The sequence below is a fragment of the Neorhizobium descurainiae genome (assembly GCF_051400715.1).
Taxonomy (GTDB): domain Bacteria; phylum Pseudomonadota; class Alphaproteobacteria; order Rhizobiales; family Rhizobiaceae; genus Neorhizobium.
Genome location: NZ_JBLFFK010000020.1, coordinates 28699 through 54027, shown reverse-complemented (window position 1 = coordinate 54027; position 25329 = coordinate 28699). Strand labels below are relative to the sequence as shown.

Annotated in this window: 22 protein-coding genes and 3 pseudogenes; 4 read left to right on the top strand and 21 right to left on the bottom strand. The window is 60.0% G+C overall.

Annotated elements, in window-relative coordinates:
* Positions 1 to 4: 4 nt before the first annotated feature.
* From ACMGE0_RS26155 to ACMGE0_RS26145, 3 genes and pseudogenes are all read right to left on the bottom strand, one after another.
* A complete protein-coding gene (locus ACMGE0_RS26155; RefSeq protein WP_436818812.1) occupies positions 5 to 901 on the bottom strand; it encodes an alpha/beta fold hydrolase in 897 nt (298 codons plus the stop codon).
* A 142-nt stretch (positions 902 to 1043) separates the two neighbouring features.
* Positions 1044 to 1230, bottom strand: a pseudogene (locus tag ACMGE0_RS26150) (NtaA/DmoA family FMN-dependent monooxygenase); the annotation flags it as partial.
* Between the two features lie 55 nt (positions 1231 to 1285).
* Complete coding sequence (locus ACMGE0_RS26145; RefSeq protein ID WP_436818811.1) at positions 1286 to 1474, bottom strand: hypothetical protein; 189 nt, start codon at positions 1472 to 1474, stop codon at positions 1286 to 1288.
* 611 nt (positions 1475 to 2085) lie between these two features.
* Here ACMGE0_RS26145 and ACMGE0_RS26140 point away from each other — a divergent pair.
* Positions 2086 to 2331 (top strand): annotated as a pseudogene (locus ACMGE0_RS26140) (DSD1 family PLP-dependent enzyme); the annotation flags it as partial.
* 109 nt (positions 2332 to 2440) lie between these two features.
* Here ACMGE0_RS26140 and ACMGE0_RS26135 read toward each other — a convergent pair.
* Genes ACMGE0_RS26135 through ACMGE0_RS26110 form a run of 6 tightly spaced genes read right to left on the bottom strand, consistent with a single transcriptional unit; the run spans position 2441 to position 7479 of the window.
* Entirely contained in the window at positions 2441 to 3043 is a 603-nt protein-coding gene (locus tag ACMGE0_RS26135; protein WP_436818810.1) for a nucleoside deaminase, read from the bottom strand.
* Between the two features lie 42 nt (positions 3044 to 3085).
* A complete protein-coding gene (locus ACMGE0_RS26130) occupies positions 3086 to 4075 on the bottom strand; it encodes a nucleoside hydrolase (RefSeq protein ID WP_436818809.1) in 990 nt (329 codons plus the stop codon).
* A gap of 17 nt (positions 4076 to 4092) precedes the next feature.
* Positions 4093 to 4920 (bottom strand): nucleoside phosphorylase, encoded by an 828-nt coding sequence (locus tag ACMGE0_RS26125; RefSeq protein ID WP_436818808.1) that lies wholly within the window; start codon positions 4918 to 4920, stop codon positions 4093 to 4095.
* 22 nt (positions 4921 to 4942) lie between these two features.
* Entirely contained in the window at positions 4943 to 5920 is a 978-nt protein-coding gene (locus ACMGE0_RS26120; protein WP_436818807.1) for an ABC transporter substrate-binding protein, read from the bottom strand.
* A 25-nt stretch (positions 5921 to 5945) separates the two neighbouring features.
* Positions 5946 to 6755 (bottom strand): ABC transporter permease, encoded by an 810-nt coding sequence (locus ACMGE0_RS26115; protein ID WP_436818806.1) that lies wholly within the window; start codon positions 6753 to 6755, stop codon positions 5946 to 5948.
* Positions 6745 to 7479 carry an ABC transporter ATP-binding protein gene (locus ACMGE0_RS26110; protein ID WP_436818805.1) on the bottom strand — a complete coding sequence of 245 codons (735 nt, stop codon included), beginning with the start codon at positions 7477 to 7479 and terminating at the stop codon, positions 6745 to 6747. Before ACMGE0_RS26110 ends, ACMGE0_RS26115 begins: the two co-directional genes overlap by 11 nt.
* A gap of 290 nt (positions 7480 to 7769) precedes the next feature.
* On the opposite strand from ACMGE0_RS26110, the gene ACMGE0_RS26105 reads away from it, so the two are divergent.
* On the top strand, positions 7770 to 8738 hold the full coding sequence (locus ACMGE0_RS26105) for a LysR family transcriptional regulator (protein ID WP_436818804.1): 969 nt from the start codon (positions 7770 to 7772) through the stop codon (positions 8736 to 8738).
* A 35-nt stretch (positions 8739 to 8773) separates the two neighbouring features.
* On the opposite strand, the gene ACMGE0_RS26100 is transcribed toward ACMGE0_RS26105, so the two are convergent.
* From ACMGE0_RS26100 to ACMGE0_RS26065, 8 genes are all read right to left on the bottom strand, one after another.
* Complete coding sequence (locus ACMGE0_RS26100) at positions 8774 to 13300, bottom strand: molybdopterin cofactor-binding domain-containing protein (protein WP_436818803.1); 4527 nt, start codon at positions 13298 to 13300, stop codon at positions 8774 to 8776.
* Between the two features lie 364 nt (positions 13301 to 13664).
* On the bottom strand, positions 13665 to 14045 hold the full coding sequence (locus tag ACMGE0_RS26095) for a DUF1622 domain-containing protein (RefSeq protein WP_436818802.1): 381 nt from the start codon (positions 14043 to 14045) through the stop codon (positions 13665 to 13667).
* 32 nt (positions 14046 to 14077) lie between these two features.
* Positions 14078 to 15001 carry an HAD family hydrolase gene (locus ACMGE0_RS26090; RefSeq protein ID WP_436818801.1) on the bottom strand — a complete coding sequence of 308 codons (924 nt, stop codon included), beginning with the start codon at positions 14999 to 15001 and terminating at the stop codon, positions 14078 to 14080.
* Positions 15002 to 15063: 62 nt separating this feature from the next.
* On the bottom strand, positions 15064 to 16620 hold the full coding sequence (locus tag ACMGE0_RS26085) for an arylsulfatase (protein WP_436818800.1): 1557 nt from the start codon (positions 16618 to 16620) through the stop codon (positions 15064 to 15066).
* Between the two features lie 95 nt (positions 16621 to 16715).
* A complete protein-coding gene (locus tag ACMGE0_RS26080) occupies positions 16716 to 18275 on the bottom strand; it encodes an arylsulfatase (protein ID WP_436818799.1) in 1560 nt (519 codons plus the stop codon).
* A 97-nt stretch (positions 18276 to 18372) separates the two neighbouring features.
* Positions 18373 to 19020: a YidH family protein gene (locus ACMGE0_RS26075; protein ID WP_436818798.1), complete on the bottom strand. Its 648-nt coding sequence runs from the start codon at positions 19018 to 19020 to the stop codon at positions 18373 to 18375.
* Between the two features lie 14 nt (positions 19021 to 19034).
* Positions 19035 to 19535 carry a hypothetical protein gene (locus tag ACMGE0_RS26070; RefSeq protein WP_436818797.1) on the bottom strand — a complete coding sequence of 167 codons (501 nt, stop codon included), beginning with the start codon at positions 19533 to 19535 and terminating at the stop codon, positions 19035 to 19037.
* On the bottom strand, positions 19532 to 20506 hold the full coding sequence (locus ACMGE0_RS26065; RefSeq protein ID WP_436818796.1) for a formylglycine-generating enzyme family protein: 975 nt from the start codon (positions 20504 to 20506) through the stop codon (positions 19532 to 19534). The genes ACMGE0_RS26070 and ACMGE0_RS26065 overlap by 4 nt, the downstream gene beginning before the upstream one ends.
* A gap of 447 nt (positions 20507 to 20953) precedes the next feature.
* On the opposite strand from ACMGE0_RS26065, the gene ACMGE0_RS26060 reads away from it, so the two are divergent.
* Complete coding sequence (locus ACMGE0_RS26060) at positions 20954 to 21574, top strand: hypothetical protein (protein WP_436818795.1); 621 nt, start codon at positions 20954 to 20956, stop codon at positions 21572 to 21574.
* Positions 21575 to 21643: 69 nt separating this feature from the next.
* Here the strand turns inward: ACMGE0_RS26060 and ACMGE0_RS26055 are convergent.
* From ACMGE0_RS26055 to ACMGE0_RS26040, 4 genes and pseudogenes are all read right to left on the bottom strand, one after another.
* Positions 21644 to 21829: pseudogene (locus ACMGE0_RS26055) on the bottom strand (hypothetical protein); the annotation flags it as partial.
* Positions 21822 to 22784 carry a DUF2950 family protein gene (locus ACMGE0_RS26050; RefSeq protein WP_436818891.1) on the bottom strand — a complete coding sequence of 321 codons (963 nt, stop codon included), beginning with the start codon at positions 22782 to 22784 and terminating at the stop codon, positions 21822 to 21824. The pseudogene ACMGE0_RS26055 and the gene ACMGE0_RS26050, both read right to left, overlap by 8 nt.
* 25 nt (positions 22785 to 22809) lie before the next feature.
* Complete coding sequence (locus ACMGE0_RS26045) at positions 22810 to 24174, bottom strand: DUF3300 domain-containing protein (RefSeq protein ID WP_436818794.1); 1365 nt, start codon at positions 24172 to 24174, stop codon at positions 22810 to 22812.
* On the bottom strand, positions 24138 to 24461 hold the full coding sequence (locus ACMGE0_RS26040; protein ID WP_436818793.1) for a hypothetical protein: 324 nt from the start codon (positions 24459 to 24461) through the stop codon (positions 24138 to 24140). Before ACMGE0_RS26040 ends, ACMGE0_RS26045 begins: the two co-directional genes overlap by 37 nt.
* 42 nt (positions 24462 to 24503) lie before the next feature.
* Here ACMGE0_RS26040 and ACMGE0_RS26035 point away from each other — a divergent pair, with 42 nt between their 5' ends.
* Positions 24504 to 25295 (top strand): hypothetical protein, encoded by a 792-nt coding sequence (locus ACMGE0_RS26035; protein ID WP_436818792.1) that lies wholly within the window; start codon positions 24504 to 24506, stop codon positions 25293 to 25295.
* Positions 25296 to 25329 lie beyond the last annotated feature (34 nt).

Here is a 25329-nt window from a genome sequence, read left to right as displayed (position 1 = left end):
CTCCTCAAACGCCCTCGCGTCGGCGCGTCTCCATGTTCCCGATAAAATCGCCGATCAGGGCGGCGCATTCCTGCGCGTGCGTTTCAAGCAGGAAATGCCCGGCGTCAAACACATGCGTTTCCACCGTTCCGAGCGCGCGATTATAGGCCATCACTTCGCCCAGTTGGAAAAACGGATCGTGCCGCCCCCACAGAACGAGGCAGGGCGGCTGACGTTCGCGGTGATAGGTTCGTATCTCCGGGAAACGCGCGACATGGTTCTTGAAGTCGCAGAACAACTTGAAATGGATGTCGATCACATCCGGCCGCGAAGACCTCTCCCAATCCAAGTGCCAGCATTCCGGCGGAATGAGCGGTGTCAACGCATCAGGCAGCCCGCCGAGATATTCATTGCGCGTTCCGTCGAAATTGAGCCAATCGGGCAGATTGGCCCTGTTCTTCGCCGACGGATCCGCCCAATATGCCTTGGCGCCGTCCCATTCAGCACCCAGTCCTTCGTCGTGGGCGCTTCCGTTTTGGACGATCAGGCCGAGGACCCTGTCTGGAGAGCGGGTCGCAAGATAATAGCCGACCGCCACGCCCCAGTCCTGCATATACAGATAGCACGGGCCGATGCCCAATTCGTCCAGCAATGTCTCGATCGTGCGCGAGATGTTCTCGAACGTGTACTCGTATTCCTTTGCCGAAGGCACCGCGGAAAACCCAAACGCCGGCATGTCCGGCGCCACGACATATGCCACATCCGACAGGGGCGAGATGACATGCCGGAACATGTGCGACGAACTCGGAAAGCCGTGCAGAAGCAAAAGCGCCGGCTTTTCGTGCGATCCCGCGTCGCGATAAGCGATCTCCACACCGTTAACGGTTTTGCGATTGTGCCTGGTTTTGTGGAGGGTCAGCATCTCCCACCTCCTGTTCGCTTCGCGCCCGAAAACGCGAATGGCCAAAGCAAAGTAACCTTTGTAACGTCTTTATCGGTTATTTTGTTGCACGCCGAATCTGCGAAGGATCGTGGCATCCTTCTTGCCGAGCGCCGCCGGGCGCCCCGAGCACGAGCCGGTGGCGGCCTTCGGAGCGACGGACCGCCTGCCGCGCGGTGAGCTTTTCATGCGTGAGAAGATCGGCGAGCACGAGGCCCATGCCGACCGCCTGAAGACAGTTCGGGATCGGGGATGAAGCGCTCCGCATCCGGCACGGCATCGGGGTCGAAACCGTCGGGATCAGCCATGTTGGTCTGACGCACGGCGTGCAGGCTGCGCATGAAGGGCCCTGATCGGAATAAAGAATTACGCTGCCATCGCCGATCGGGAATTGAGATGATCGCGGATGGCGGCCTTCAACTCGCCGACGCTTGCGAATTGTCGATTGTCCAGATCGATGACGTGGAATTTCACGGCAATGAACCGCAGCTTGTCGTTATGGGGAACGGTTATTCCGACCGGGATGCCGCCATATTCAATGACTTGTCTCTGCATTTTCGTTTCTCCGCCTTCTCGGGCCTTGTCTTTCAGCGATGTGCGTGTCTCGGGTGAGCGAGGTCCGCATTCGGGACGGGGAGAAACGACAACAGGCAATGCGCGAGGCATGGATACGATTTCCCGTCAGGAGTACCGGCGCTGTGAGGGAAAGGGTCATATCTCAAGTCCTCGACCTGGCTTGTTTTCTATCAAAACACTATACTAAATCATGCCGGAGGCCAATGGGAATTGCTCTTTAAAGAGAAGAAAAATCTATATTTCCAGCAGATCGGCAGGGATGCAGGATTAAAATCTCGCTGTGTGGCGCTCTGTGAAACGGAATTCCGTCAATCGCGTTTTGCCCGCAACCGCCGCACCGGTCCGAGGCTATAGCGAGAGCGCCTAAGGGAAGGCCCGGCAAGTTCGGTGGGCTACGGACCCGGCTCCTCGTGGTTATCTGCCAAGGTCGCGGCGTCGCCTGGGTTGGCGGAGGGCGGGCGCACGTTCGTGGGTCTCCACAAACATGCGCCGGCAAATCAGGCAGCCTTGATCTTTGTATCCGTCTGCGGATAGCGGAACTAGCTCTGCAGCGGCGCATGCGAAGCTGTCGGCGAGAGATTCCGGCTGACAAGGCGCATTCGGTAGACAGCGGCCTGCCCGTCTTTTTCGAGAGGCCCGATCTGACCTATATCGACGCCTCAGACGAACATGGCACTATCGGTGACCCCGGCCATACTTTGCGCTTGAACGAGCAGTTGAAGCTGATCCCCGGCCATTGCGATCCGACCTGCAATCTCCATGACTGGTATGTCTGCGTCCGCAACGGGCGCGTCGAAGCTCTCTGGCCTGTTACCGCCAGGGGAAAGCTGATGTGACAGGTCTTGGACCCTATTCGCATTAGAGCTCCGCTTCAGCCGGAAGTTTTCAAAGCTGGACTGAAGACCCTCGCATGCACGGAGGGAAGGGGACGCTATTCCGCAAGAGCTATCTCAAGGGAATAGAATTCCCATCCTTGGCTCGCTGATACTTCTCCGAAAGCTCCGCATAGCGCCTGGAAATCATCGAGGCTCGCGCGTCCAGCTGTCTGCGCAGAGGAGAGGGAGCACTTTGTACCATCTCCTTGATTGAGTGGCTTCTCCAGAAGGCATTGGCGCGTCTGTAGCCGCCGGGGCGGAGAGTGAATACCTCTTTCAGAATTCGCAGATCGTGTGGAATTGCAAACGCATCCCGGGAATCTTCGTGGCTGAAGAAGTAATAAAAATTATCGAAGCCTGACCAGGTGATGGCCGAAAGGCACATCGAGCACGGTTCATGGGTGGAGAGGAATATCAGCTCGCTGGGGCTCGGACGCATTTCAGCGGGCAGCTCATAGAAGCGTTTCAGCGTATGAACCTCCCCATGCCACAGTGGATTTTCGATCTCGTTGTTGGTCTCGGCCAGTACGACGGAATAGTCCGCCTTTTTGAGAAGAGCCGCACCGAAAATCTTGTTTCCTTGTTCGACGCCAAGGGTTGTTCGCGGAATGATCTCCTCCTCGATGGCGCCGAGGAGCGCGTTTAACAGAGTGCTGTTTTGCTCGTCCGCCATCGGTGTTTCCAATCTCGGCAAATGAAGTGAATATGCATGTCGTCAATTTGAAAGAAGCCGCCCCGCCCGAGCGGCATCCGACGTCAGACAGGCTTGCATGAGCAAATGCCGGACACCATCGCGATCGACGGAGGCGGCGATCGACTGATCGGGGGCGCTATCCCAGGCACCCGGCGGGTGGAAAACCGATCGGTCCTTCTGGATGGTTTGGCCGATCGTTATCCCCTCGGTCGCGACCCTTATCGGCCCTTGTCGAGTTCCAAACAGCGAGCGATCCAGGACGAAGGCCACCGCCGTCGAATCGTGGACGTAGAAACCGTCGACGCCGAAGCGCTGGTGATACGCCATATAATGCCGCGATATGTCGGCAACGAACCGCCCGGCATCCCCGCTCTCGCGTGCCAGTATCTCGATATCGGCGGGGCGCATGATCACCTGCCGGGTCACGTCAAGTCCGACGGCCGTTACCGGCCAGGACGCACCGAACACCACGTCCGCGGCATGCGGATCGCCTATGATGTTCGCCTCCGCCACGGGCGTGACATTGCCGTTGGGGCCGGCAAGGCCGAACGCCCCTCCCATCACGACCACGTCCTTTACCAACTCCGCAATCGCCGGATCCTCCGAAAGCGCCAGGGCGAGATTGGTCAGCCGACCCACGGCCAGCAAAGTGACCTGATGCGGGTGGGCGCGCACCTGGTCTATGATGAAGCGATGGGCGGGGCGTGGATCAAGGGCGGGCAGGGCGTTCTCATCGATCCGCACGTTGCCCAGACCGTTGATCCCATGCACATGGACCGGAGGGGGAGCTGCATCGATCCGCAGGGCTCGATCCGCCCCACGGGCGATTGGCGCGGCGATGGAAAACCGGCGCTTCAGGTATCGCGCATTGCGCGTGACCGTATCGATGTCACCATTGCCGAAAACCGTCGTGATGCCGAGCAGCTCCACATTCCGGCTCGCATTCAGGAACAGAAGCGCGGTGGCATCATCGATGCCGGGATCCGTGTCAAAGACGATCTTGAGCGACATGTCGGCGTTCTACGAACTCAGGCCACCAGGGACGGGAAGAGGTGCGATTTTCCGGCCGCCTGTTTCTTCGCATCCCAGCCGGCCAAAATCACGACCGCACGGCTTGCCACGGCGCAGCAGCGCTTGATCGAGTCGGCCGAGTCCGCCCGCTTGCGCGTGATGCGGTTCGCGCCGACCGAGCAGATCATGCCTCCCCGGAAGCCGAAGAGTTGAGCCAGGGTAAAGATCGTGGCCGCTTCCATTTCGAAGTTTGCCACCTTGGCCCGCTGCAGATCCTCCAGCACGTGGTCCATCTTCGACTGCCAGAAACCCCCGGGCATGGGATTGACTTCGCCGGCATAGAAACTGTCCACGCTGGCGGCCAGGCCCAGGTGGTATTTCTCGCCCATCTCTTCCGCCGCCTGGATCAGCGCCATAAGGACCTCGTGATTGGCGACAGCCGGGTAGGACCTGTCGACATAGGCGTCCACCGTGCCCGTCAGACGCAACGCACCGGTCGAGATCACCAGATCGCCGGGTTCGATTTCCGGCTGCAATGCCGCGCAGGATCCGACGCGGATGAAGGTGTCGGCGCCGCAGTTCGACAGCTCCACGACCGCAATATCCGTCGAAGGGCCGCCCACTCCGTGGGAGCATGCGGTAATATCCACGCCGTCGAGCGTGCCGCGGGCGGTCCGATATTCGCGAAAATGTGCGACCTCCTCATAGGTATCCCAGCTACTGCCCACGACTGGGACGCGTCCCGGATCTCCCGGCGTCAGCACGTAACGGGACACATCGCCCGGCTTGATCTTGAGGTGCATCTGGACCCCGTCGGGATGGATGGGCGTGTGCTGGAGGTTCATGGCCGTGTTTCCTCTTGAAAGCTTATTTGTGGGGGATGAAATCGGTGGAGTAGAGCGCCTCGACATCGACATCTGCCGTGAGGCCTCCGAACTCCTGGAGCATTGCCTTCGTATCGCGAATGACCGTGCCATCGAACGCGCAAGCGCCATTGACTTCGGTGAAATCCGTGTAGACGTAGCTCTCTTGAAGCTTGAGCTGCTCGGCTTGCTGCTTCGGGTCGAGCTGATTGTTGAGTTCCAGGACGGCTGCGACCGTCTCGTCCTGATGGGCGAAGGCGTAGTCGTATCCCTTCCGGGTCGCCGCCACGAAGCGCTTCACCAGATCAGGATTTTCATCGACCATCTTTCGGGTCGTGAAGATCACCTCCGCATAGGTCTGCACACCGTAGTCGGAGGGCAGGAGCACAGAGGTTTTGTGACCCTGCAGATCGAGCGCGACCGCTTCGTTGATCGCAAAGCCGGTTTTTGCGTCCACCGAACCGTTGAGCAGCAGTTCGGTGCTGGGCGAAACCACAAGCTGAACCTGATCGAGGGCAACGCCTGCCTTTGCCAGCATCGCCCGTGTGAGGACCCATGGCCCGCCTTCGTTATATGCGAGCTTTTTGCCGGCAAGGTCCTTCGGCTCCTTGATATTCTCCGACGCCAGCGAGATCACGCCGCCCGGATGGCGCTGGAAGCAGGCGCCTACCATGACAAGGTCCATGCCGTTCGCGGCGCCCAAGACGATCTGGCTTACGTCGTTGGTCCCGAACGTATTGGCCCCCGAGGCCACCAGTGCCGTCGAATTGAGGTTCGGACCGCCAGGCATGATGTCGACATTCAGCCCTGCCTGCTCATAAAAGCCCTGCTTCTTCGCCATCACATAACCTGCCGACTGGACGTTGAGGAGCCAGGGCAGGCGCAGCGATACGTCATCGGTGGAAGAGGCAGGCGCTGCCGTCGGCAGGGACGCCGCCGATAGGAGGATGAGGGCGAGCAGGGTCTTGAAGCCAGCTGTCATGACGGGTTTCTCCGGAAAGGGCTGATCAAACATCGGCGGTGGCCTCTGGCCAGAAGAGGCAGAGTTTTTCGACGGCGACAACGAGGTAGAACATGAGGATGGTGGCGATCGAGGAGACGACGATCGCGGAAAAGAGCATGGCGGAATCCTGCTGGTAGCCGGCGGTGACGATGACTGTGCCGATGCCGAGATTGGCGCCTGTGAACTCGGCGACGATCGCTCCGATCACCGCCATGCTGGAGCTGATTTTCGCCGCCGCAAAGATGTAGGGCAGCGCGGCATAGAGCCGGGCGTGACGGAATGTCTGACTGCGCGAGGCACCGATGATCGTCAGGAATTCGAGGGACTGCCGGTCGATGGTGCGAAAACCCTTTGCCGCATTCACGAGTGTCGGAAAGAAGCAGACGATCGCAGCGATCGCGACCTTCGGCGCCAAACCGAAGCCCAGCCATATGGTAAGCAAGGGCGCAATCGCGAGGATGGGAATGGTCTTGAGCGTGATCGCCCAAGGGAAAAGCGCGCGCTCGGCAATGCGCGAATAGAGGAAAAGAACCGCCAGAAGGACAGCGAAGGCGGTGCCGATCGCAAAGCCGAGAACGGCGGCCGTCATCGTCGATATCAGGTTCTCAAGCAGCATTCCGCGCACGGCGTACATCTTGCCGGCGATCGCGCTCGGTGCAGGCAGAAGGTATCCGGGGATATCGAAGAGACGTACCGCCGCTTCCCAAAAGCAGGCAACCGCCAGAAACAGCGCAAGGGAAGGGCCGAGTTCCGCGACGCGCCGAAACGCGCTGAACCGCCTGCCGGGGCCGACCGTCGTCTTGTCATTGCTCATGAAGCAGCGCCTCCAGTTCCTGGATCTGGCGAGCATAAGCGGCACTCGCCCGGATTGCGGGATCGGCTACACGCGGCTCGATCACGGGCACGACCGCCTTTATGCGACCCGGGCGTGGCGCCATCACGATGATCTGGTCGGACAGGTAAAGTGCCTCGGAAAGGGAATGCGTGACGAACAGCACCGTCAAGCTGCGTGACTTCCAGATATTGATGAGCTCGTCGTGCATCTCTCGACGCGTGAAATCGTCGAGCGCACCGAAGGGCTCGTCCATGAGCAGGAACTCGGGCTCGTAGGACAGAGCTCGGGCGATCGCCACCCTCTGACGCATTCCACCGGAAAGCTGTGCAGGATAGTGGTCGTCAAATCCGTCAAGACGGACCAGGCCGAGGAGTTCGCGGGCTCTTTCGCGCCGCTCGGACGCCGACATCACGCCCATGATCTCAAGCGGCAATTCCACGTTCTGGAGCGTGGTTTTCCACGGAAACAGGCATGCTTCCTGGAACACGAAGCCAAACTTGCGCTTCCGCTGGTACTCTTCGCTGCTTGTTCCGTTGATGCGGACGCTACCCTGCGAGGGCGCAACGAGATTGCTGATGATGCGCAGCAGCGTCGATTTTCCGCAGCCGCTGCGGCCGACGACCGAAACGAACTGGTCGCGTGGGATGGCCAGACTGATATCATCCAGCACATCGACCTGACGGCCATTGCCCGAAAAGGACATGGATACGTTGCTGATTTCTATGGCCGCAGGCATCGTTTCGGCAATCCCGGAGGAGCGTGGCGATGGAGCGAGGTCGCGGCTTCCTAGTGCCATGGTTGATGCATTCATTCTGTTCCCCATGTGGAAGCCCCCGGGACAAGCGTGATCGGGTGGCGTTCCGGCATCGCTTGACGGTGCTCTGACGGCACTTTCATTCAAGCTGTGAAATAGTAAGCATCATCAAAAGCATTGCACTAGCAGTAAATTTCGCGCTTACTGCGCGAATTATTGGATCGCTTCGAGGTGCAAAGATGGCGCTCCTGCGCACGGCGCTTCTCTATTTCGACACTGCGGTGCGGCACGGCTCGATCAGAAGGGCCGCCGAAAGCCTGCATGTGGCGTCGTCGGCAATCAATCGCCAGCTTATCCTGCTGGAGGAAGAGCTGGGTATCGAATTGTTCGAGCGGTTGCCGCGGGGTATACGACCGACCGCGGCGGGAGAGGTGCTGCTTGGGCATATCAGGCGCTGGAACCGTGAAAGCGCACTGCTGAAACAGGAGATCGGCAGCCTGCGCGGCGGCGTGCGGGGTACGATCCGGATCGCGGCCGCGGAAACCTTCACCGAACATGTGCTTCCATGCGCGATGACGAAGCTGCACCAGCGCTTCCCGCATGTCGACTACACGGTCATCTCCGGCGACAATCAGCGCATCACCAACGAGCTGTTGGCGAAGGATGCCGATGTCGTACTCGCCTACGACGTCAGCGACAATGTCAGGGCGGAGACCGTTTACACCGTGAGCGAACCCATCGGGGTCATCATGACGCAGGACCATCCTCTCGCACGGCGGCCCGTCCTATCCTTATCCGACTGTGCCGATTACCCGCTGATCGTTCCGGGGCGGGAATGGCTTTCCCACAGCGGGCTCAACGTTCTGTTTCAGGGGAATTACCCCCTTGGCCACGTGGTCGCCCATGCCGAGCGCCCCGGCATATTGAAGGCGCTCGTGCGCGCGGGCCTCGGTATTGCATTCCTGACCTCGCTCGGCGTCGAAAAGGAGGTCAGCGAAGGTGCACTGGCCTGGGTTCCCCTTTCCAAGGGCGCGATCGAGCCCGCCCGCATCTCCATGCTCGTGCCGCGCGGACGCGTCCACCCCAGCTATCTGACGGCATTCATCGAAGTGCTCAAGAACGAGTTCGCGGACTACGTCGCGGTCAACCGCCGTTCGGTCGTGCCGGACGCCGTGCTCGAGCGTACGCACAAGATGCGGGCCGATTGAGGCCCGACCAGGCAAGCTGCCCCGGTGATCGCGGCTCAGTCAGGCAGATCGACGGCACATGCGCGACGCACCTCCTGAACGGTAGCGGGTGCTCTCAAGTTGAACAGGCCGGACAGGCCGCGTTCCACGCGCGATGCCCGGATTGCATCCTTGATGGCGAAGAAGACCGAATTCGCCAGCACCAGCGGCGGTTCCCCGACTTCCTTGGCAGAGAAGATCCCCTGATCGTCCGGAGGGATGTTGACCACCGAGGGATCGTTGCGCGGAAACAGCGATACGTTGAACTCGAGTGGGATCGTGACCTGCGCAGGGATCTTATACCGCCATGTATTCGTCGTATTGAGTTGCCCCTTCTCGTTTCCCGCATTCGTGTCGGGCTGGTAGACGAGATCCTCTGTCATGAGGAAGCCGACGCCCTGAACGAAGGCGCCCTCGACTTGCCCGACGTCGAGCGCGGGGTTCAGACTCCAGCCAACGTCATAGACGAGGTCGGAACTGCGTATCTTGGTCTCGCCGGTGAGGATGTCGACCTCGACGACCGAGCAGGCTGCCGAGTAGGTGAACCCGACGAACTGGTTCTGCACGTCTGTGACCGTTGCGACGTTCGCCCGCGTGATGCCAGGAATATTCGGCTGATCCCCGGCCTGCTTGAAGGTCAGCACCGGCATGTCGAAGTCGCCGTGCTCGATATTGGCGTTGAACGTTGCGGTCAGCGGCAGTCGCTGTACATAGGCGTAGTTGACCAGGTTTTGCCAGATCAAGGCCGTGTTGTCGTTGATGGTGACCTCGGTGTTCCAGCCGGCCTCGCCGTAGTTCCAGAAGTCAAACCCATGCGCCCGGCACCAGTCATTTCCATTGTCCTTGAGCAGCCGATAGCCGAATTCGTTCAATTCTTGCCGCAGTTGCTCGCAGGTGCGCTTCACCGCCTCCGCGCTATAGGGCGTTCCCGTCGAGGCACCCGAGCTGCTGGTGTTGGGAGTTGTATCCGTTTGCGGACTTTCCACATGGATGAGTGACTGCGGGATGTTGAGCACATAGGCCGCCACCTGCCTGACCTGGGTCAACAAGCCCTGGCCCATGTCGACACCGCCCTGATGGATGACGAGCGAGCCGTCCGATTGATTGACCACGACGATCGCAGAGGACTGCTTCAATTGCTCGAAATTGTATCCCGATCCGTATTTGACGGGAATGAGCGCAATGCCTCTCTTCCTCCATTTGTTCTGCGCATTATACGCTTGAACCTCCATAAGCTTATTCTGGAATTGACATTTTTCCTTCAGGTAATTCCAGACCTCCAGCATGTAACAGGCGGTCAAGGTCTGGCCGTAAGGCGTGACTTCACCCCGCTGGTAGAAATTCTTCTCCCGCAGATCCTCCGGGCGAAGACCAACCGCGGTCGCAGCGTCGTCGATAAGGTTCTCCAGGATATTGGTCGCCTGAATGTCTCCAAACGCTCTCATCGCCGTATTTGGAGGCGTATTGGTCCTGCAGGCGTCGATCTGGCTCTCGAAGTTGCCGATCATGTAGGCGTTGTCGATGCGGGTCTGGATACAGTTCGTGACCACGAAAGAACAGTCGTAATATGCGCCGCCGTCTGCCCAGAGCGTCAGATGCGTGCCTTTAATCCTCCCTTTGTCTTCGGGACGGACGGAGCCGTCATCGACGGCTATCTGTCCCACTCCGTAAAGGGCGTGCCGCTTGCCGATCATCGCCATATCGCTGTCGCGGGCCATCGCCAGTCGGACGGGCGCATCGATCACCGCGGCAGCGACGGCCGTCGGCCCCGTGGTGAAACGCGCCTGCTCGGTTTTTCCGCCAAAGGCGCCGCCCAGCAACCGTGTCTGGATCTTGACCTTGTTGTATTGGCGCCCCAGAGCCGAGGCGACCGTCTGATGCATCTCCATCGGACTCTGGGTCGATGAATTGACGACGATCCTTCCTTCGTCCGCCGGAACTGCCAGGCAGGCTTGCGTTTCCATGTAGAAGTGCGCCTGACCGCCGGTTTTCTGGTTGTTCACGACTCGGATGCAATTCGCCCCGTCGACAAGCACGTTGTCCGTCGTCGCCGGATCTGCGTCGAAGTCGCTCGGAATGGCGGGCAGGGTGGCCATCCAATCAAACCGGCTGCGCGGACGGGTCACCTTCCAGATGTGGCACAGATACGACGCCGTAGATGGAGTGTCGGGAAAAATACTTCCCTTTGCGATAGCGTCCTCGATCGCCAGGATCGGGTCCTGCCAACCTGCGTCCCAACCGATCGGCTGGTAGCCGAGGCAATGCGCGGAAACATAGTCGGCAATCAGGTTCGCATCCTCTTCGGTATCGGCAAGCACCATTGCGATCGCCTGCCCGAAATAAAGAACGGAGCCTTCGGCAAACATCGGTTGGTCGCCGCCCATGCCTTGGAAATTGGCTGGCCGGACGGGCACGTCCTCGCATGTCAGCAGCCGGCGGAAGCGCGGGAACATGTCCGCCAACTCACCGTTGAGATCATCCGGTTGAACCGGGTTGCCTTCCCATTGGAATGAAAATTGGGCCAGGGCGTTGCGGCTCTGCACGAAGGCGGCATGCAAGGTCCCTTGGGGATAGGCGAGTTCGTGGGTATAGTGCGTGCGGCCCGAGCACTGCTCCAGGGCCGTCGCCTTGACATAGGGCTGACCGACCGGGGCCTTGAAATCCTGTGCGGCGTAATCCTGAAGGCCATCGCTGACCGCCCAGGTTCCCCAGGTCATTTCCCCGGCAGAATTGGCGTTGACCGGCATGGCGAAGCCCAGCCTTACAAGAACCGCGACCCCCGCCTTGTAAAACATCGCCACGGCAAGGTTCGCCTTGTACGCGTCGGTGAATCCTTCCCATGGAGCTTCGCCCCTTCGAGCTGCGGAATCCACCAGAGCTTGCGTTACGTCTGCCTTGAGTTGCGCGCAGGCGGACAGCAGGTTTTCATACGAGAAAACCTTCCCGTTCCAGAACCAGCCCTCGATGGTCGACGCCCGCCAGTAAGAGGCATTTATCCCTCCGAATATGACCTTGCCAGGGCTGTCCACGTTCCCCGACTGGGTATCAACATCGAATGAAATGAACGAGTTTACGATGGAATGCGAATTCACCTCCCGCAGCGCCACCTTCTGGGCAAAGGAGAAGTAGCGCTCATAAGCATCCGTGATGGAGGTACGGACGGGAGTGATCTGGAAGCTGACGATCACAATTCTGGCGGGGAAGGTGGGATCGGCTTCGATCTTGGCAAGGAGCGCATCGACCTGATCGGTCGATTGCTGTCCCGGCGCTCCATTGGCGAGATCCAGTTCATAATAGGTTACGGTCATGCTCGTGCCGATCAGGGCCAGCGTCAGGTCGGACGGGAACGGCTCACCGCTGCCGCCGGCAACGTGATGGAGCCACAGCATGAAGTTTCCGCCGATCGAAGCGGCATTTCGGACGATCCGCCCGGCCGTTCTTTCGGCCATGTACAGTATGGCGGCAAAATCGGGAGAGTCGTCATCGAGGTTGACGATAAATTCGATGAGCTCATTGTAGGTGGTGCAGGCGGGAAGAGTGTAGTTAAGCTGATCGTGAAATGCCGGGCTGGGTTTGCCTTGCAGTTCCTGGACGTACCGCAGGTCGATAAAGGCGTCGACGGTTTCGAACTCGGTCTTGTAGATCCCATAGGACGTGCCGCCATGTATGAAACGGAACGTCTTGCCGCCCTTCGTCAGGCCGGCCGCGTCCGCTGCCAGTTCATCCATGTTCGACGGCGTGAACCACTGCACAGATCCCGGAACGTCCAGGGGCTCCACTGGAAATGGCGAGGTCGGTGCGTCGATTCTGACCGGCGTTCCTTTCGGAATGTCGATCTCCGGATCCTCCATGCACTTCATCCGGTTGTCCTCGTCTTCCGAGGACCAGTCGCTGGCCAGGGTTTTCATGCCGGTGAGGATTGGACGGTATCCCGTGCATCGACAGAGATTGCCATCGAAAATGTCTTCGATATCCTGCTTGGTGGCCTGGGGATTGTTCGTGATGAACTCCGACATGTTCATCACGAAGCCAACGCTGCAATAGCCGCATTGGCTGCCATTGTTGCTTGAAAGAGCATGGGCCACAGGATTGATTTGCGAGATGTCGGGGCCTGCGGCCAGTGCGAGATCGCCCCTGTTGCTTGCCTTTACCTGCTTGACGGCTTCAATCAGGCTGGAGGGCAGGGAATCGTGGAAATCCGGCCCACCGCGTGAGGCGGTTGGATGATGTGCGGGATAGGCAGCCAGCGACGGGGGTACACTGCCTGTCCCCTCGATCGTTGTAATCGCCATTCCATTCAGCGAGCAGAGCCGGCGCAGGCAGGAATTGATGGCGCGGTGCCTGACGGGGCCTCCATCCGGCCAGTCCGAAAGAATGACCGTGCAGCCACCGCACCCGCCTTGCCCGCAGGGCTTCTTCGTGCCTGTCAGCCGCACCTCCGGCGACCGCAGATAATCAACCAGCAACGTAGAAGGAGAGGGGTTTTCGATCGTTACCGATTTTCCATTGAGAAAAAACTGCAAGGTCGACGTTGTGGCTGTCATTTGCGGCTCCCTGGCTGATTTCGACGAATAAATGGCCTCGCCAGCGGAAAGGTCGGTCCGCTAGTCGTGAATCGGTATGCCTATTTGAGGTTGATTAATCTGCCGGAGGAGCCGGATTTTACCAGCACCAATTCAAGTGCGGCGTGTCCGAATTATTAGGGCGCTGTCCGGCGAGGCCGGAAGGCAGAAGCCGACCGACCGGCGACGGAAAGGTGCTCTTTTTTATCGTGACAGATTGTTGGTCACGGCAGGGTTTCGCACCTTGTCCGTGGGACAACGGGATTCCGGCACGAGGCGTGCTCGTTTGGAGGCCAGGGATGTTGGACGCGTCGTGCGGCAACGCCTCAAGTCGGCAAGCCAAGGCCTAATGTTCCTTCGGAATGGCTGGCGTCGGCGCCTCCAAGATTTCCTTCTGGCGTTCCCGGATCTCCGACAGATCACGATCGAGAAAGTAGTTGAGGAAGGTGCGGATCACCGCGATCGCCGCAATGCGCCCGACAGCCTCCCAATCCGTCGTGATCGACGTCTCGATGATATCGGCCGCGAGCTGGAAGGTGAGGGCGGCCACCAGCCAGCGGGCGTAGCGCAGCCAGATGTCGCGCCGCTCGTGGCCGGATAGCGAGCCGAGCATTGCGGATAGGCCCAGGAAAAACGCCTCCACCGTCCCGATCAGGACAATGACAAGCGCCATCCAGTCGATGATGACTATCCCGTGCTCCGTTATGACGATCAGCCATTCCTTCATCTATCCGACCTCGCATTCCTTCCATCATCGTTTCAACCCGTTTCGAATACCGTGCGCCAATCCCGCTTCATGCTGACGACAACGATGCCGTATTCGTCTGCTTTGTCGAGGGCTTCGGCGAGCGGGCTCAGACGGAACTCGCGGTCGTAAGCGAATTCGCGCTCCGCGTCGTCGTGATGAATCAGCAGCGCCAGGCGCGGCCCAGGCCCCGTCTTGCAGTACCGCAGCATGGCGAGATCGCCGTCGGAGTTGCCGAAGGCCAGGATCGGACGGCGGCCGATATGCAGGCCGATATTATGCGGCTTGACCTCGCGGTCGTCGAAGGAGTCTATCTCGGCCAGCTTCACAAGTTCGCCGCGGTCATCCTGCATTTCGAAACGCGTCTTGACGCTGGAGCCGACGACCTGATCGCGGGCAACGCCGTAGCGCTCTTCGGAAAAGCAACGGATGAGGTCGATACCGCCGCCGGAGACGATGAAGGTCTTGAAGCCGTGTGCCCGCAGGAAATCCAGAAGCTCGACCTGAGGCCGGTAGGTGAGCTCCGTGAACAGCCGTCCGAGCTTCGGGTGCTTCGTGGTCGCCAGCCAGTTGCGTGCATATTCCTCGAACGCGTCCTCCGTCATGCCGGCATGGACGGCGGCACCGACTTCGAGCAGACCCTTCTTTCCGAGATCGTGGATCGCCGCCATGTCGCGTTCGAGATAGGCCTTGAACGGCTGCCGCTCTTTCAGACCAGGGTCCTTCCGGGCCATGGTCTCCAGCCGCTCGCGGCCGAAGAAGAACTGCACCTGCAGCGGCTGTTCGCACCAGAGCGTGCCGTCATTGTCGAAGATGGCGATGCGTTCGGCGGGCGGCACGAAATCGGGGCCGCCTTCTTTGGTCACGCGCGCGACGAAATCGAGAATTGCGGATTTCGCCGCGCCGTCGTTCCAGGAGGGAAGTGAATCGTTCGTCATGGACATCTTCCGGATTTGCAAGGGACGCGGGCGGGTGAAAGCTCCCGCCCGCGTCCCTTGTCTCAGTGGCCGGCACCGCCGGCCGTGTCCTCCATCACCCTGATGGAATCATCGATGGTGAAGGTGTTCGGCTTCTGGATGATCGGGAACTCCTTGAACGTCGCCGCGAACTTTTGCGCGATCGTCATCGCGCCGTAGAGGATGTAGGCGTGATAAAGGAGCCACTCGTAATAGGAGTTCGAGGTAATGTCCGCGAACTCGTAAGGATCCGTTCGCAGATTGAAGAACTTGGCCAGCCGCAGCCGGACGAACGGTTCTGCCCAGACGCCCATCGTTCCCGGAAGGCGCTGTTCCATGAAGACAACTTTCCAGTTGTCGTAGCGCACGGCCAGAATATCGCCGTCGTCGCTGATGTACATGAACAGCTTGCGCGGGCTCTCCTTGGTCTCGCCCGTCAGGTAGGGCACCAAGTTGAAACCGTCGAGGTGGTTCTTGTAGGTGCGCCCGCAGGCCTGATAACCCTTCTTCACCTTTTCCTCGATGTCGGGCTCGCCGGCGATGGCGAGGAAGGTCGGGAACCAGTCGTGGTGCTGAACGATCTCGTTCGAGATCGAGCCAGGCTTGATCTTGCCCGGCCAGCGCACCAGCAGCGGAATACGGAAGGCGCCTTCCCAGTTGGTGTTCTTCTCGCTGCGGAACGGCGTCATGCCGCCGTCCGGCCAAGAGTTGCGGTGCGGGCCATTATCGGTCGAGTACTGCACGAAGGTGTCGTCGGCGATGCCGAGCTCGTCGAGGAAATCGAGCATCTCGCCGACGTTCTTGTCGTGGTCGATCATGGTGTCATGATAGGGTGACTGCCAGCGGCCGGCCTGACGCAGGCTTTCCGGCTTGGTGTGCGTCATGAAGTGCATGTGGGTGGTGTTCAGCCAGATGAACCATGGCTTGCCGGCATCGTTGGCGCGCTTGATGAAATCCTTCGCTGCCGCGACGAACTCATCGTCGCAGGTTTCCATCCGCTTGGTCGTTAGCGGACCTGTGTCCTCGATCTTCTGCTTGCCCACGCGGCCCCATCGGGGCATTTCGGTCGGGTCGTCCTTGTCGGTCGCCCATGAGTGGATCACGCCGCGCGGTTTGATGTTCTTGAGCAGGTTGGGAAAATCCTTCTCCGGATAGTAGTCGTACATCTCCGGCTCTTCCTCGGCGTTCAAGTGGTACAGGTTCCCGAAGAACTCGTCGAAGCCATGATTTGTCGGCAGCATGTGATTGAGATCGCCGAGGTGGTTCTTGCCGAATTGGCCCGTCGCATAACCCTGGTTCTTGAGTGCGCCGGCCATGGTGATGATCTTCTCGTTCATGCCGATCGGCGCCGCAGGGATGCCGACTTTCGACAAACCCGTCCGCAGCACGCTTTGTCCCGTGATAAAGGACGACCGGCCCGCGGTGCAGGACTGCTCGCCGTAGCTGTCGGTGAACATCATGCCTTCCCTGGCGATGCGATCGATATTGGGCGTCTGGTAGCCCATCAGCCCATGCGAGTAGCAACTCAGGTTGCTGATGCCGATATCGTCGCCCCAGATGACGAGGATGTTCGGCTTTCCATTTTTCGGTGGCTTTGCCATGAATCTCTCTCCTGTCGCCATGTTCCATCTTCGGCCGCCCCAACTGCGGGACGGCCTCTAGGTCGGGTTTGGACCGTCAAATAGCAGCGAGGTCCTCAGTTGTTCGAAGTGTGGGCAGCTTCCATCTTTGCCATTGCCGCTTCGAGGGCCTTGTGGAGGCTGAGCGTGTCGGCGCCCTGTCGCGGTGGATAGTCCATCAAACTCTTCAGGTGGCTGCGGATGAACGGCTGTGCAGCGGTTGGCGCCCACATCTTCTGCGCGAAGAACTTGCGGCCGGCATAGCCCCACTCGTGGGATTCCGGATCGATCTTTTCCATCGGATCCATCAGCAGGTTGAAGACATAGGGGACGTTCGGGTAGTATTTCTCGTTCCACCAGCTGCCCTCCGGCTTCAGGCCGATATGCATCTTCCAGCTGTCGACGCGCACGGCCATCAGGTCCGTCTCGTCGTAGTAGAAGAATTCGCGCCGGGCCGATTTCTTCGAGCCGCCGGTCCAGTGATCGAGGTTGTTGTAGCCGTCGAGATGGACCTTGTAGGTCGTGCCGTTCATCTTATGGCCCGTAAGCAGCTTGTCCTTGAGGTCCGGCAAGCCGGCGGCGGCGGCAAGCGTGACGAAAAGGTCCTCATGGCTCTGGATCCCGTTGGAGATGGAATGAGCGGGTATTTTCGCAGGCCAGCGCACGAGGCAGGGAACCCGTAGTCCTCCCTCCCAGCTCGTTCCCTTTTCACCGCGGAACGGCGCATAGCCGCCGTCCGGCCAAAACAAGAGCTCGTTGCCGTTGTCGGTGGTGTAGACGACGATGGTGTTGTCGGCGACCCCGAGGTCTTCGAGCTTCTTCAGAAGCATTCCGATCTGTTCATCGTGCTCCAGCATTTTCGCGCGCACGACGTCCTCTTCGGCGCGCCCTTCGTCCACCGCCATCTGCACGTACTTCTTTTGCGGATGCGACCAGATGTGGATGGCAGTCGTGTTGAACCAGCAGAAGAAGGGCTTGTCGCCCTTGCCGTTGCGGTCGAGCCAGTCAAGCGTATGCTCAAGTACCTCCGAATCGAAGGTCTCCATGCGCTTGCGCGTGAGCATGCCGGTGTTTTCGATCCTCTGCTTGCCGACGCGGCCGAAGACGGGGTCCGTGGTCTCATCATCCTCGTCTGTTGCCCAGGCATGCAGCACGCCGCGGGGGCCATATTTCTTGAGGTATTCGGGGTTCTTCTGACCGGGATAATCGAGCTCTTCTGGTTCTTCTTCTGCATTGAGGTGATAGAGGTTGCCGAACCATTCGTCGAACCCGTGCACGGTCGGCAGGAACTCGTTGCGGTCGCCGAGATGGTTCTTGCCGAATTGTCCGGTCGCATAGCCCTGTGTTTTCAGAACTTCGGCGAGCGTCGGGTCCTCTTTCTGAATGCCGCGAGGCGAGCCCGGAATGCCAATCGTCGTCATGCCGGTACGGACCGGCACCTGCCCCATGATGAAAGCTGCGCGGCCCGCCGTGCAACTCGCCTGGCCGTAGTGATCGGTAAAGACAACGCCTTCGCGTCCGATGCGATCGATGTTGGGCGTGTGGCCCATCATGCCGTTGGCGTAGACGCCGACATTCCACATCCCGATGTCATCTCCGAAAATGACGAGAATGTTTGGCTTATCTGTATTGGCCATGTCGCTAACTCCTTATTTGATGATCGTTGGCCGGTAGTGTGAAGACAGCCGAGGATGGCGTGCTCGCCTGCTCGCTATGCTTGGTTACCGTCCCAGTTCATCCGAACGGGCCGGCCCGGAACACCATGCTGAGGATGACGATCACCCCGATGATCAGCAGCAGGACGGCGGTGATCAGCGTCATCGAAGGTGGAAATCTGCTCTCCGCGTGAACAAGGCCTTCCTGGTGCATCGCCTGGCGCTCGTGGCGCAGGCCGAGCATGAACTGGACGTGATAGACGATGCCGACGACCAGCATCACGATGCCCAGAAGGACCAGCGTGGCGCCGAAGTTGCGCGGGGCGGCCGCATGCGTGATGGTGCCGGCGTCGCGCATCCTCTCGAAGAACTGGAAGATGGTGAAGCCGAAGGAGATCAACGACAGCGACGTGCGGATCACGGACATCAGCGTGCGGTCGGCGCTCATGCGCGTGCGCTGGAACGACATGCCGGTCCGGCGCATCGACATTTCGGTGCGGTCGGTCGAAAGGTCGGTGCGATGCGTGGAAAGGTCGGTCCTGTATTCCGACAGCGAGGTGCGGTGTTCCGACAGGCCCGTCCGGTGGTTGGAGAGACCGGTCCTGTAAGCCGAATATTGTACCGACGCGATGTCCGATTTCGACTCGTCGACTTTCGGGACCGGCGGCACGGGGGTTTCCGGCAGCCTCGCGGGCCTTTCAGGGATTGCTTTCGGTGGTTTGGTCATGTCGCTCACTCGTTCTACGCAGTGGGTTTGCGGGCGAACCACCAGCCGGCGACGCGCTCGATGATCCAGCGGAAGGCGAAATAGGGAATGATCGCGAGCAGGATCGCCATCATCACCGCCTCTGCCGGATAGAAACGGTCGAACATCCTGAGCTGGTAGATGACATCCATGCTGATCCCCAGCAGCACCACGCGCGCGGTGGAGATAAGCCCTTGCCGCAGCCGGCCGTGACGCGCAGTCGGATCTCCCCTGTTCGTCCAGAGGAAGAAGGAATGCCCGTGCCGCGCGTCCGCCAGGCCGTCCGGAACGGCGGCGAGCAGCGCCATTGCCGGTTGCAGGAAAAAGCGGAAACTCATCGGCCCACCCACTCGGCCGAAAATATCGGCCCAGAAGCGTTGATGAACGTCAGCCGAAAAGCCGTGAATGGACACGCCGAGCAGAAGCAGCAGCGCAGTGATGCCGAGGGCGAGCCAGGTCAGCGCCAACTGGAACCGTGAAGGCTGGCCGTTGCTCATGTCTGCACTCCCTTCCGGACTATGCAGCGAAAGCCGACATGGCTCGCCGAACTGTCGATCGGCTGGGCATGTCGCGCCGCCGGGCGGTACCGCCGGCAATAGCTCGGCGCGCAGAGATGAGATCCGCCCTTCAAGACGCGGCGGGGGATGCGGATCCCCGCCTGGCACGGATCGATGCTTTCTTCGGACCGCATATTCCGGGGATTGACGGGTATGCAGCATGGCTTCGCCGCGTCCGCCGGATGCCGCGCCGCATAGAAGTCGGACGTCCACTCCCAGACATTGCCGATCATGTCATGGAGCCCATAGCCATTTGCCGGAAAAGCGCGCACCGGCGAGGTCCGATCGTATCCGTCCTCTTTCGTATTCTGATGGGGGAAGGCACCCTGCCAGATGTTGGCCATCGGTTTGCCGTCGGGCATGAAGACGTCGCCCCATGCATATTCGGCGCCGTCAAGCCCGCCGCGCGCGGCGAATTCCCATTCAGCCTCGGTGGGCAGGTCCTTCCCTGCCCATCTTGCGTAGGCCTCGGCGTCCTCATAGGCGACGTGCACCACCGGATGATCGTCCAGCCCGCTGATCGAAGAACGAGGACCATGGGGGCGGCGCCAGTTGGCTCCGAACTTGAACCGCCACCACTGCGTCCAATCGCGCAGATCGACGGCCAGTCTGGGTGGTGTAAACACCAGCGAGCCGGCCTTGAGCATTTGCGGCAGGGCGCCGGGATAGTCCTCGGCTCGCGGCTTGCGCTCCGCAAGCGTGACGTAGCCGGTCGCATTGACGAATTTGCGGAACTCGCGGTTCGTGACGGGGGTCTCGTCGATCCAGAAGCCGTCGACCTTCACGGAATGAACCGGAGCTTCCTCAGGATAGTGATCGGCGGATCCCATCATGAAGACCCTGCCGGGAACCCAGATCATCCCTGCGGGTGTCGTATCCTCGCAGTCAGCACCGTCGAATGCCAATGCCATTGGTCGCCTCCGGTTCGTGAGGCGGTCATGTTTGCGATTGCAACGGGCCAGCGGAAGTACGCAACGGTAAATGTCGGGATCGTTTACGTAAACCGGCAGTGGTCATCTGCCCGGCAGTATGGATTTGGCCGTCTGTGTGAATCCGGCCTGACTGTGGCCTCTCGGACCGGGGCAAACACTGGAAGCCATGGGCGCGCGAACGCAACGGTAAACGGGCGTAAACTTACGTTCGCGGCGGGGGCATTTACCGTTGTGTACTTACCTCTCGCCGGAGCTTCTGCTCGACTCCGGCCGGATGAACGAGCCGCCTCCAAGGTGAGGCCACGGACGTGACAGCGATCGCAATTGTCTTCGGCTCGATGGAGAGATGGGCTCCAAGGTCTATGACCAGATCAACACTTCGTCGCCTTGCCGGCTGTCTTTTTGGCACGTATGCGGGAGATCGTGATGTCAGCGTTTGAACAGAAGGAGCAGATTCACGCGCCACATGATTTTATCGTGACGCCGGAATTGGCTCTCGCCGAACTCAACCGCGTTCTGGAAAGCAGGGAATTCAAAGGCACGCCGCGACGCAGGAAATTCCTGCAGTACATTGTTCACGAATTTCTCGCAGGCCGTGATCGTGGTCTCAAGGGGTATACGATTGCGACGATCGTCTTTGGGCGGGACGAAAGCTTCGATCCCCAGACAGACCCTGTTGTGCGCCTGGAGGCCCGGCGTCTGCGTCATGACCTCGCCAGCTATTACGTTTCAGCCGGGCGCGGCAATCCGCTTCGAATTTCCATCCCGAAGGGGCAATACGTGCCGGTGATCGAGTGGGTCGGGGTAGATTATCAGCACGCGGCTTCACTCCCGGCGGGAGCCGCGAGGTTCAATCGCTTTTACTCTCCAGCCATCGTACGTAAAGCTGTCGCCATTGCATTTGCGGTATTCGCCCTCGTTGCGATGACGGCGTGGTTTCATCCCTCGGCCGTTGGCCAGAATGCGAAGGCGGATGCATCAGGCGGATCTTTGGCCGTATTGCCGTTCAAGGCGCCGTCGATCAAATGCGAAATTCCCAGCGGATAGCCCCGGCGGAACCTGCCGACCTTCCGGCAGTTCGCCGTTTGAGGAACAGGAACGTGACGGTGGCGCGAATTGGAACGGCAAGCCGATCAAGGAGGCGACCGGATTGGACAGCTGTTTGGCAAGGTCGGACCCGGAGGAGTCTTGCGCCGGCGTCTCCTCCGGGCATGCGACCGCGCCGGCGAGCGCCAATACCGTCACCACCGCGGCGTTTCTCGACGTTTGAACCGCTCGGGAAAGATGGCTTGCATCAATCATCAACCACCTGCCAATCATCGTTCGGATTGAAGGTTTCGATCTTCGACGCAATGTCCGCCGTCTGCTCGCCAAGATCGGCTTCGTATATGATGCCGCTCTTGTTGACGACGAAAGTCCTCACGCCGGTCACGCCATAATGGACCGGCCAGGCCACGAGGCCGAACCCGGCAATCATGTTGCCGTTGATGACGTAGTCATGAGCTCCCCCGGCGATCACGTCTCCCTGGCGCGTCAGTATTCGATAGCGATAACCGTTGAAGCCTTCTCCCGCCCTGGCGGATTGCAGCGCGTCTCCATCCGAAAGTGCCGCGCCGCCTGGACTTTCCTCTCCGCCGAAAGCGTCTGCCGGCCAGTACAGACCGTCCTGCTCGCCGGGTGTGCTGATGAGCTTCGGCGCATATTCGAGAACGCCGTCCCCATCGTGATCGGCGAGGGCATATTGTTCCTGCGCAGCCACGTAGTCCTGCATGGTCTGGATAGTCGATAGCTCGTTTGCGCCGACCTTGCGATTGGCGACTTCTTCGAGCCCGACATAGGTATCGAAGGCCCACCTGCCGTCATCGCCCCTGGACACCGGGAAGGGGAAAGGCCAGCGTTCGCTGCCGATCTCCAGCACCTTGCGCCCATTCACATCCTCAACGTCCAGCTTCTCCTTCAAACCGGCCTGGATTTCAGCATAGGCATCCATGACGCCGTCAGCGGCCCTGGTCTTGGCGACATCCAAGCCGAGCAGGGCTGCGAGCTTATCGACATCGCCTTCCTCGACGGTCGATCTGAAGGCGGCAACTGCCTCTTCGGGCGAGGAGAAGGTCGGCGGTTCCTCCGGGGAGGCGAATGCCGAGATCGCCATCTCCTCGCCCGCGTCCTGGGAGTGGACGGCGGGGACCGGCATCGCGGCGCTGATCACCGCGGCGCAGGTCAACGTGTGAAGAATGTTCCTGTAACCTGTCTTCATCGTCATGTTCTCCTCCAAGCGGGGATTAGCGACGACGTCCGCCACCGTGTCTGACAAACTTGTGCCCGCCGCCACGATGGCCGCCTCCCATGGAGTGCCGGCCGCGGTTGGACGACATATGCGTGAGATGACGGTTTCCGGGGCTTCCGAGAACGGAGTGCTGCCGGCTCGGGCGGTGCTGCACATGCGCACCCGGCCTCGGCTGCGTGGCACGCCGAGTTGCGTGTTTGACATCGCGGCTGCCGACATGCGCAGTTGCGGCATTCGACCGGCGGGAGACCGCCGTCTGTCCCGCCGGGCGCGATCTTTGGTTGGCCGCGCCGGAGCGATTGCGTATCCGGTCGGCATCGATCTTGCTCTTGCGGATATCGGTGGCCGTGACTTTGGGATGATGGGCGATCGCGGCGCCGCGGTCCCGGCCGATATCTTTGGCTTTGGCCGCGATATTGTTGCTGCGGTTCGACTTGAACTCATTCCGTATCGCGTTTTGGTCGATCCTGCTGAACTGGTTCTTGTCGAAATTGATCTTGGAGCGGTCGACGTTCCTCCAGTCGATATCGTTGAACTTCAGGTTGCCTCGATCGAAGTCGCGGTCGTTGAAGCAATGATCGCAGTTAATGTCGATGTCGGCGCCATCCCAATCGCCGCTCCAAACGCCCCAATCGTCCCAATCCACCACCGATGCCCAGATTGCTCCGGTCACGGCTGCAGCAAAGAACGGAGCCGTCGGATAGTAGTAGTTGGGATATGGGTCGGGATAGTAGGTGATCGGCGCCGGCGTATAGGTCGGCTCATAGAGCATCTGAGGCTCATATTGCGGCACGTAGACCTTTTCGGGATCCTTGGATTTGATCAGGACGTTGTCGCCCTCGTTCACCACCGTAATCTTGTCGTCGCTCTTGATGACATTATTCGCAACTGCCTTGTCGCGCAGCGTCTGGATGGCGATCAGCACATCCTTCTGCTGGTAGGTCAGGGCACTGCCAAGCCCCTGCGTCCATTCCAGGTCGTCGCTCATCATCTTGACGACCTGCGGATAGTTCAGCAACGAAATGACGCTGCCGTCCCAGTCGTCGCTCGGCTTCAGGTCCTTGGTCGTCTTCGATTGCTCAAGGAAGCGCTCGGCTTGCACAATCTGCAGCGGAAAGATCGACGCGGAGGTGATGACGGCGACGAGCTCGTCCGGATAGAGCGCTATGCGCGCAACAAGCACTTCGAGCTCCTCTTCCGTCAGGAGGTCCGGCGCGGTCTGGCCGTCTGCTCCCGATTGGCTCTCAGAAGCGTTCTGCGCCTTTGCTTCAGGTAGTGAGACCGGAAAGGCAGTCGCAGCCAATGACAGGGCAAGTGCCATGCTCAGGATGCGGCCGATAGAACTGAGTAGGTCTGGCATTGCTTTGAACTCCCGAGCCATGTTCCGATGCCGAGGCCTTGCGTTTCATCGTGCGCCGACATCGGGATCGGATCGTCCAGTCGAGAGAATGAGTATCGTGCCAGTTTCCGGTCGGTGAAACGTGCGAACATGTACGAACATGTGCCTTGAGGCTTATCGTCTGTTGCGACTTGCCGTTCCTTGCGGGCACTATAGTGTTGCCGTGCCGCCAGAGTTGGCTCGTTCTTCATCTGCCGGAAATTCAGGCCATCGAGCTCCGAATTGACGCCATCCGGCAGGTTCTTCATAGTTGAACGGGGCTCCGTAGATGTCGAATCATGGAGGTTGCTATGACGCAGCGCATCTCGCCAGCCATCGCCGGCTTGGGTCTATGCCTGTGGAGCCAGACGGCTCTTGCCGCGGATCCCTCATTGATGATCACGCCCGATGCGAAGCAGGTGGAGACTGAAAGCGGCTGGACGCTGACATTCGCACCCTATTTCTGGGCGGCGGGCCTGACCGGCGATCTCGGTGTTTTCGGTCTGCCCACCGTTCACGCGGACGCCTCTTTCGGCGATATCTGGGACCATCTCGACTTTGCTGCCATGGCGATGGGCGAAGCCCGGAACGGTCCCTACAGCGTTTTCGCGGACATTATATATACCGATCTTTCCGGTAACGCGGCGACGCCCCGGGGCATTCTGGCCGACGAAGCCGAGGTCGACAGCAAAACGTTCGCAGGCCTCCTGGGCGTGGGCTACTCGGTTCTTCGGAATGAAAGCGGCTATCTCGACGTCGTTGGCGGCGTCCGCGTCTGGTCGGCGGATACGACGATTTCGCTGAGCGGCGGCATTCTGGACGGTGTCGAGGAAAGTGACGGCGCCACATGGGTCGATGCGCTTGTAGGGGTAAGGGGTGTCCACGCGATAACGCCGAACGTCTTCCTGAGCGCGTGGGGTCTGGTGGGCGGCGGCGGCGCGGATCTCGATTGGGACGTTGCTGCAGCCATCGGCTACAAATTCAATGACAGGATTTCCGCGACGGTCGGCTACCGGGCGCTGGGTGTCGACTATAACAATGACGGCTTTGAATTCGACGTCGTTGAACAGGGGCCGATGCTCGGCTTGCTTGTGAAATTTTGATACGGGCGGGCCGTCCGTCTGCGGCGGCGGACAA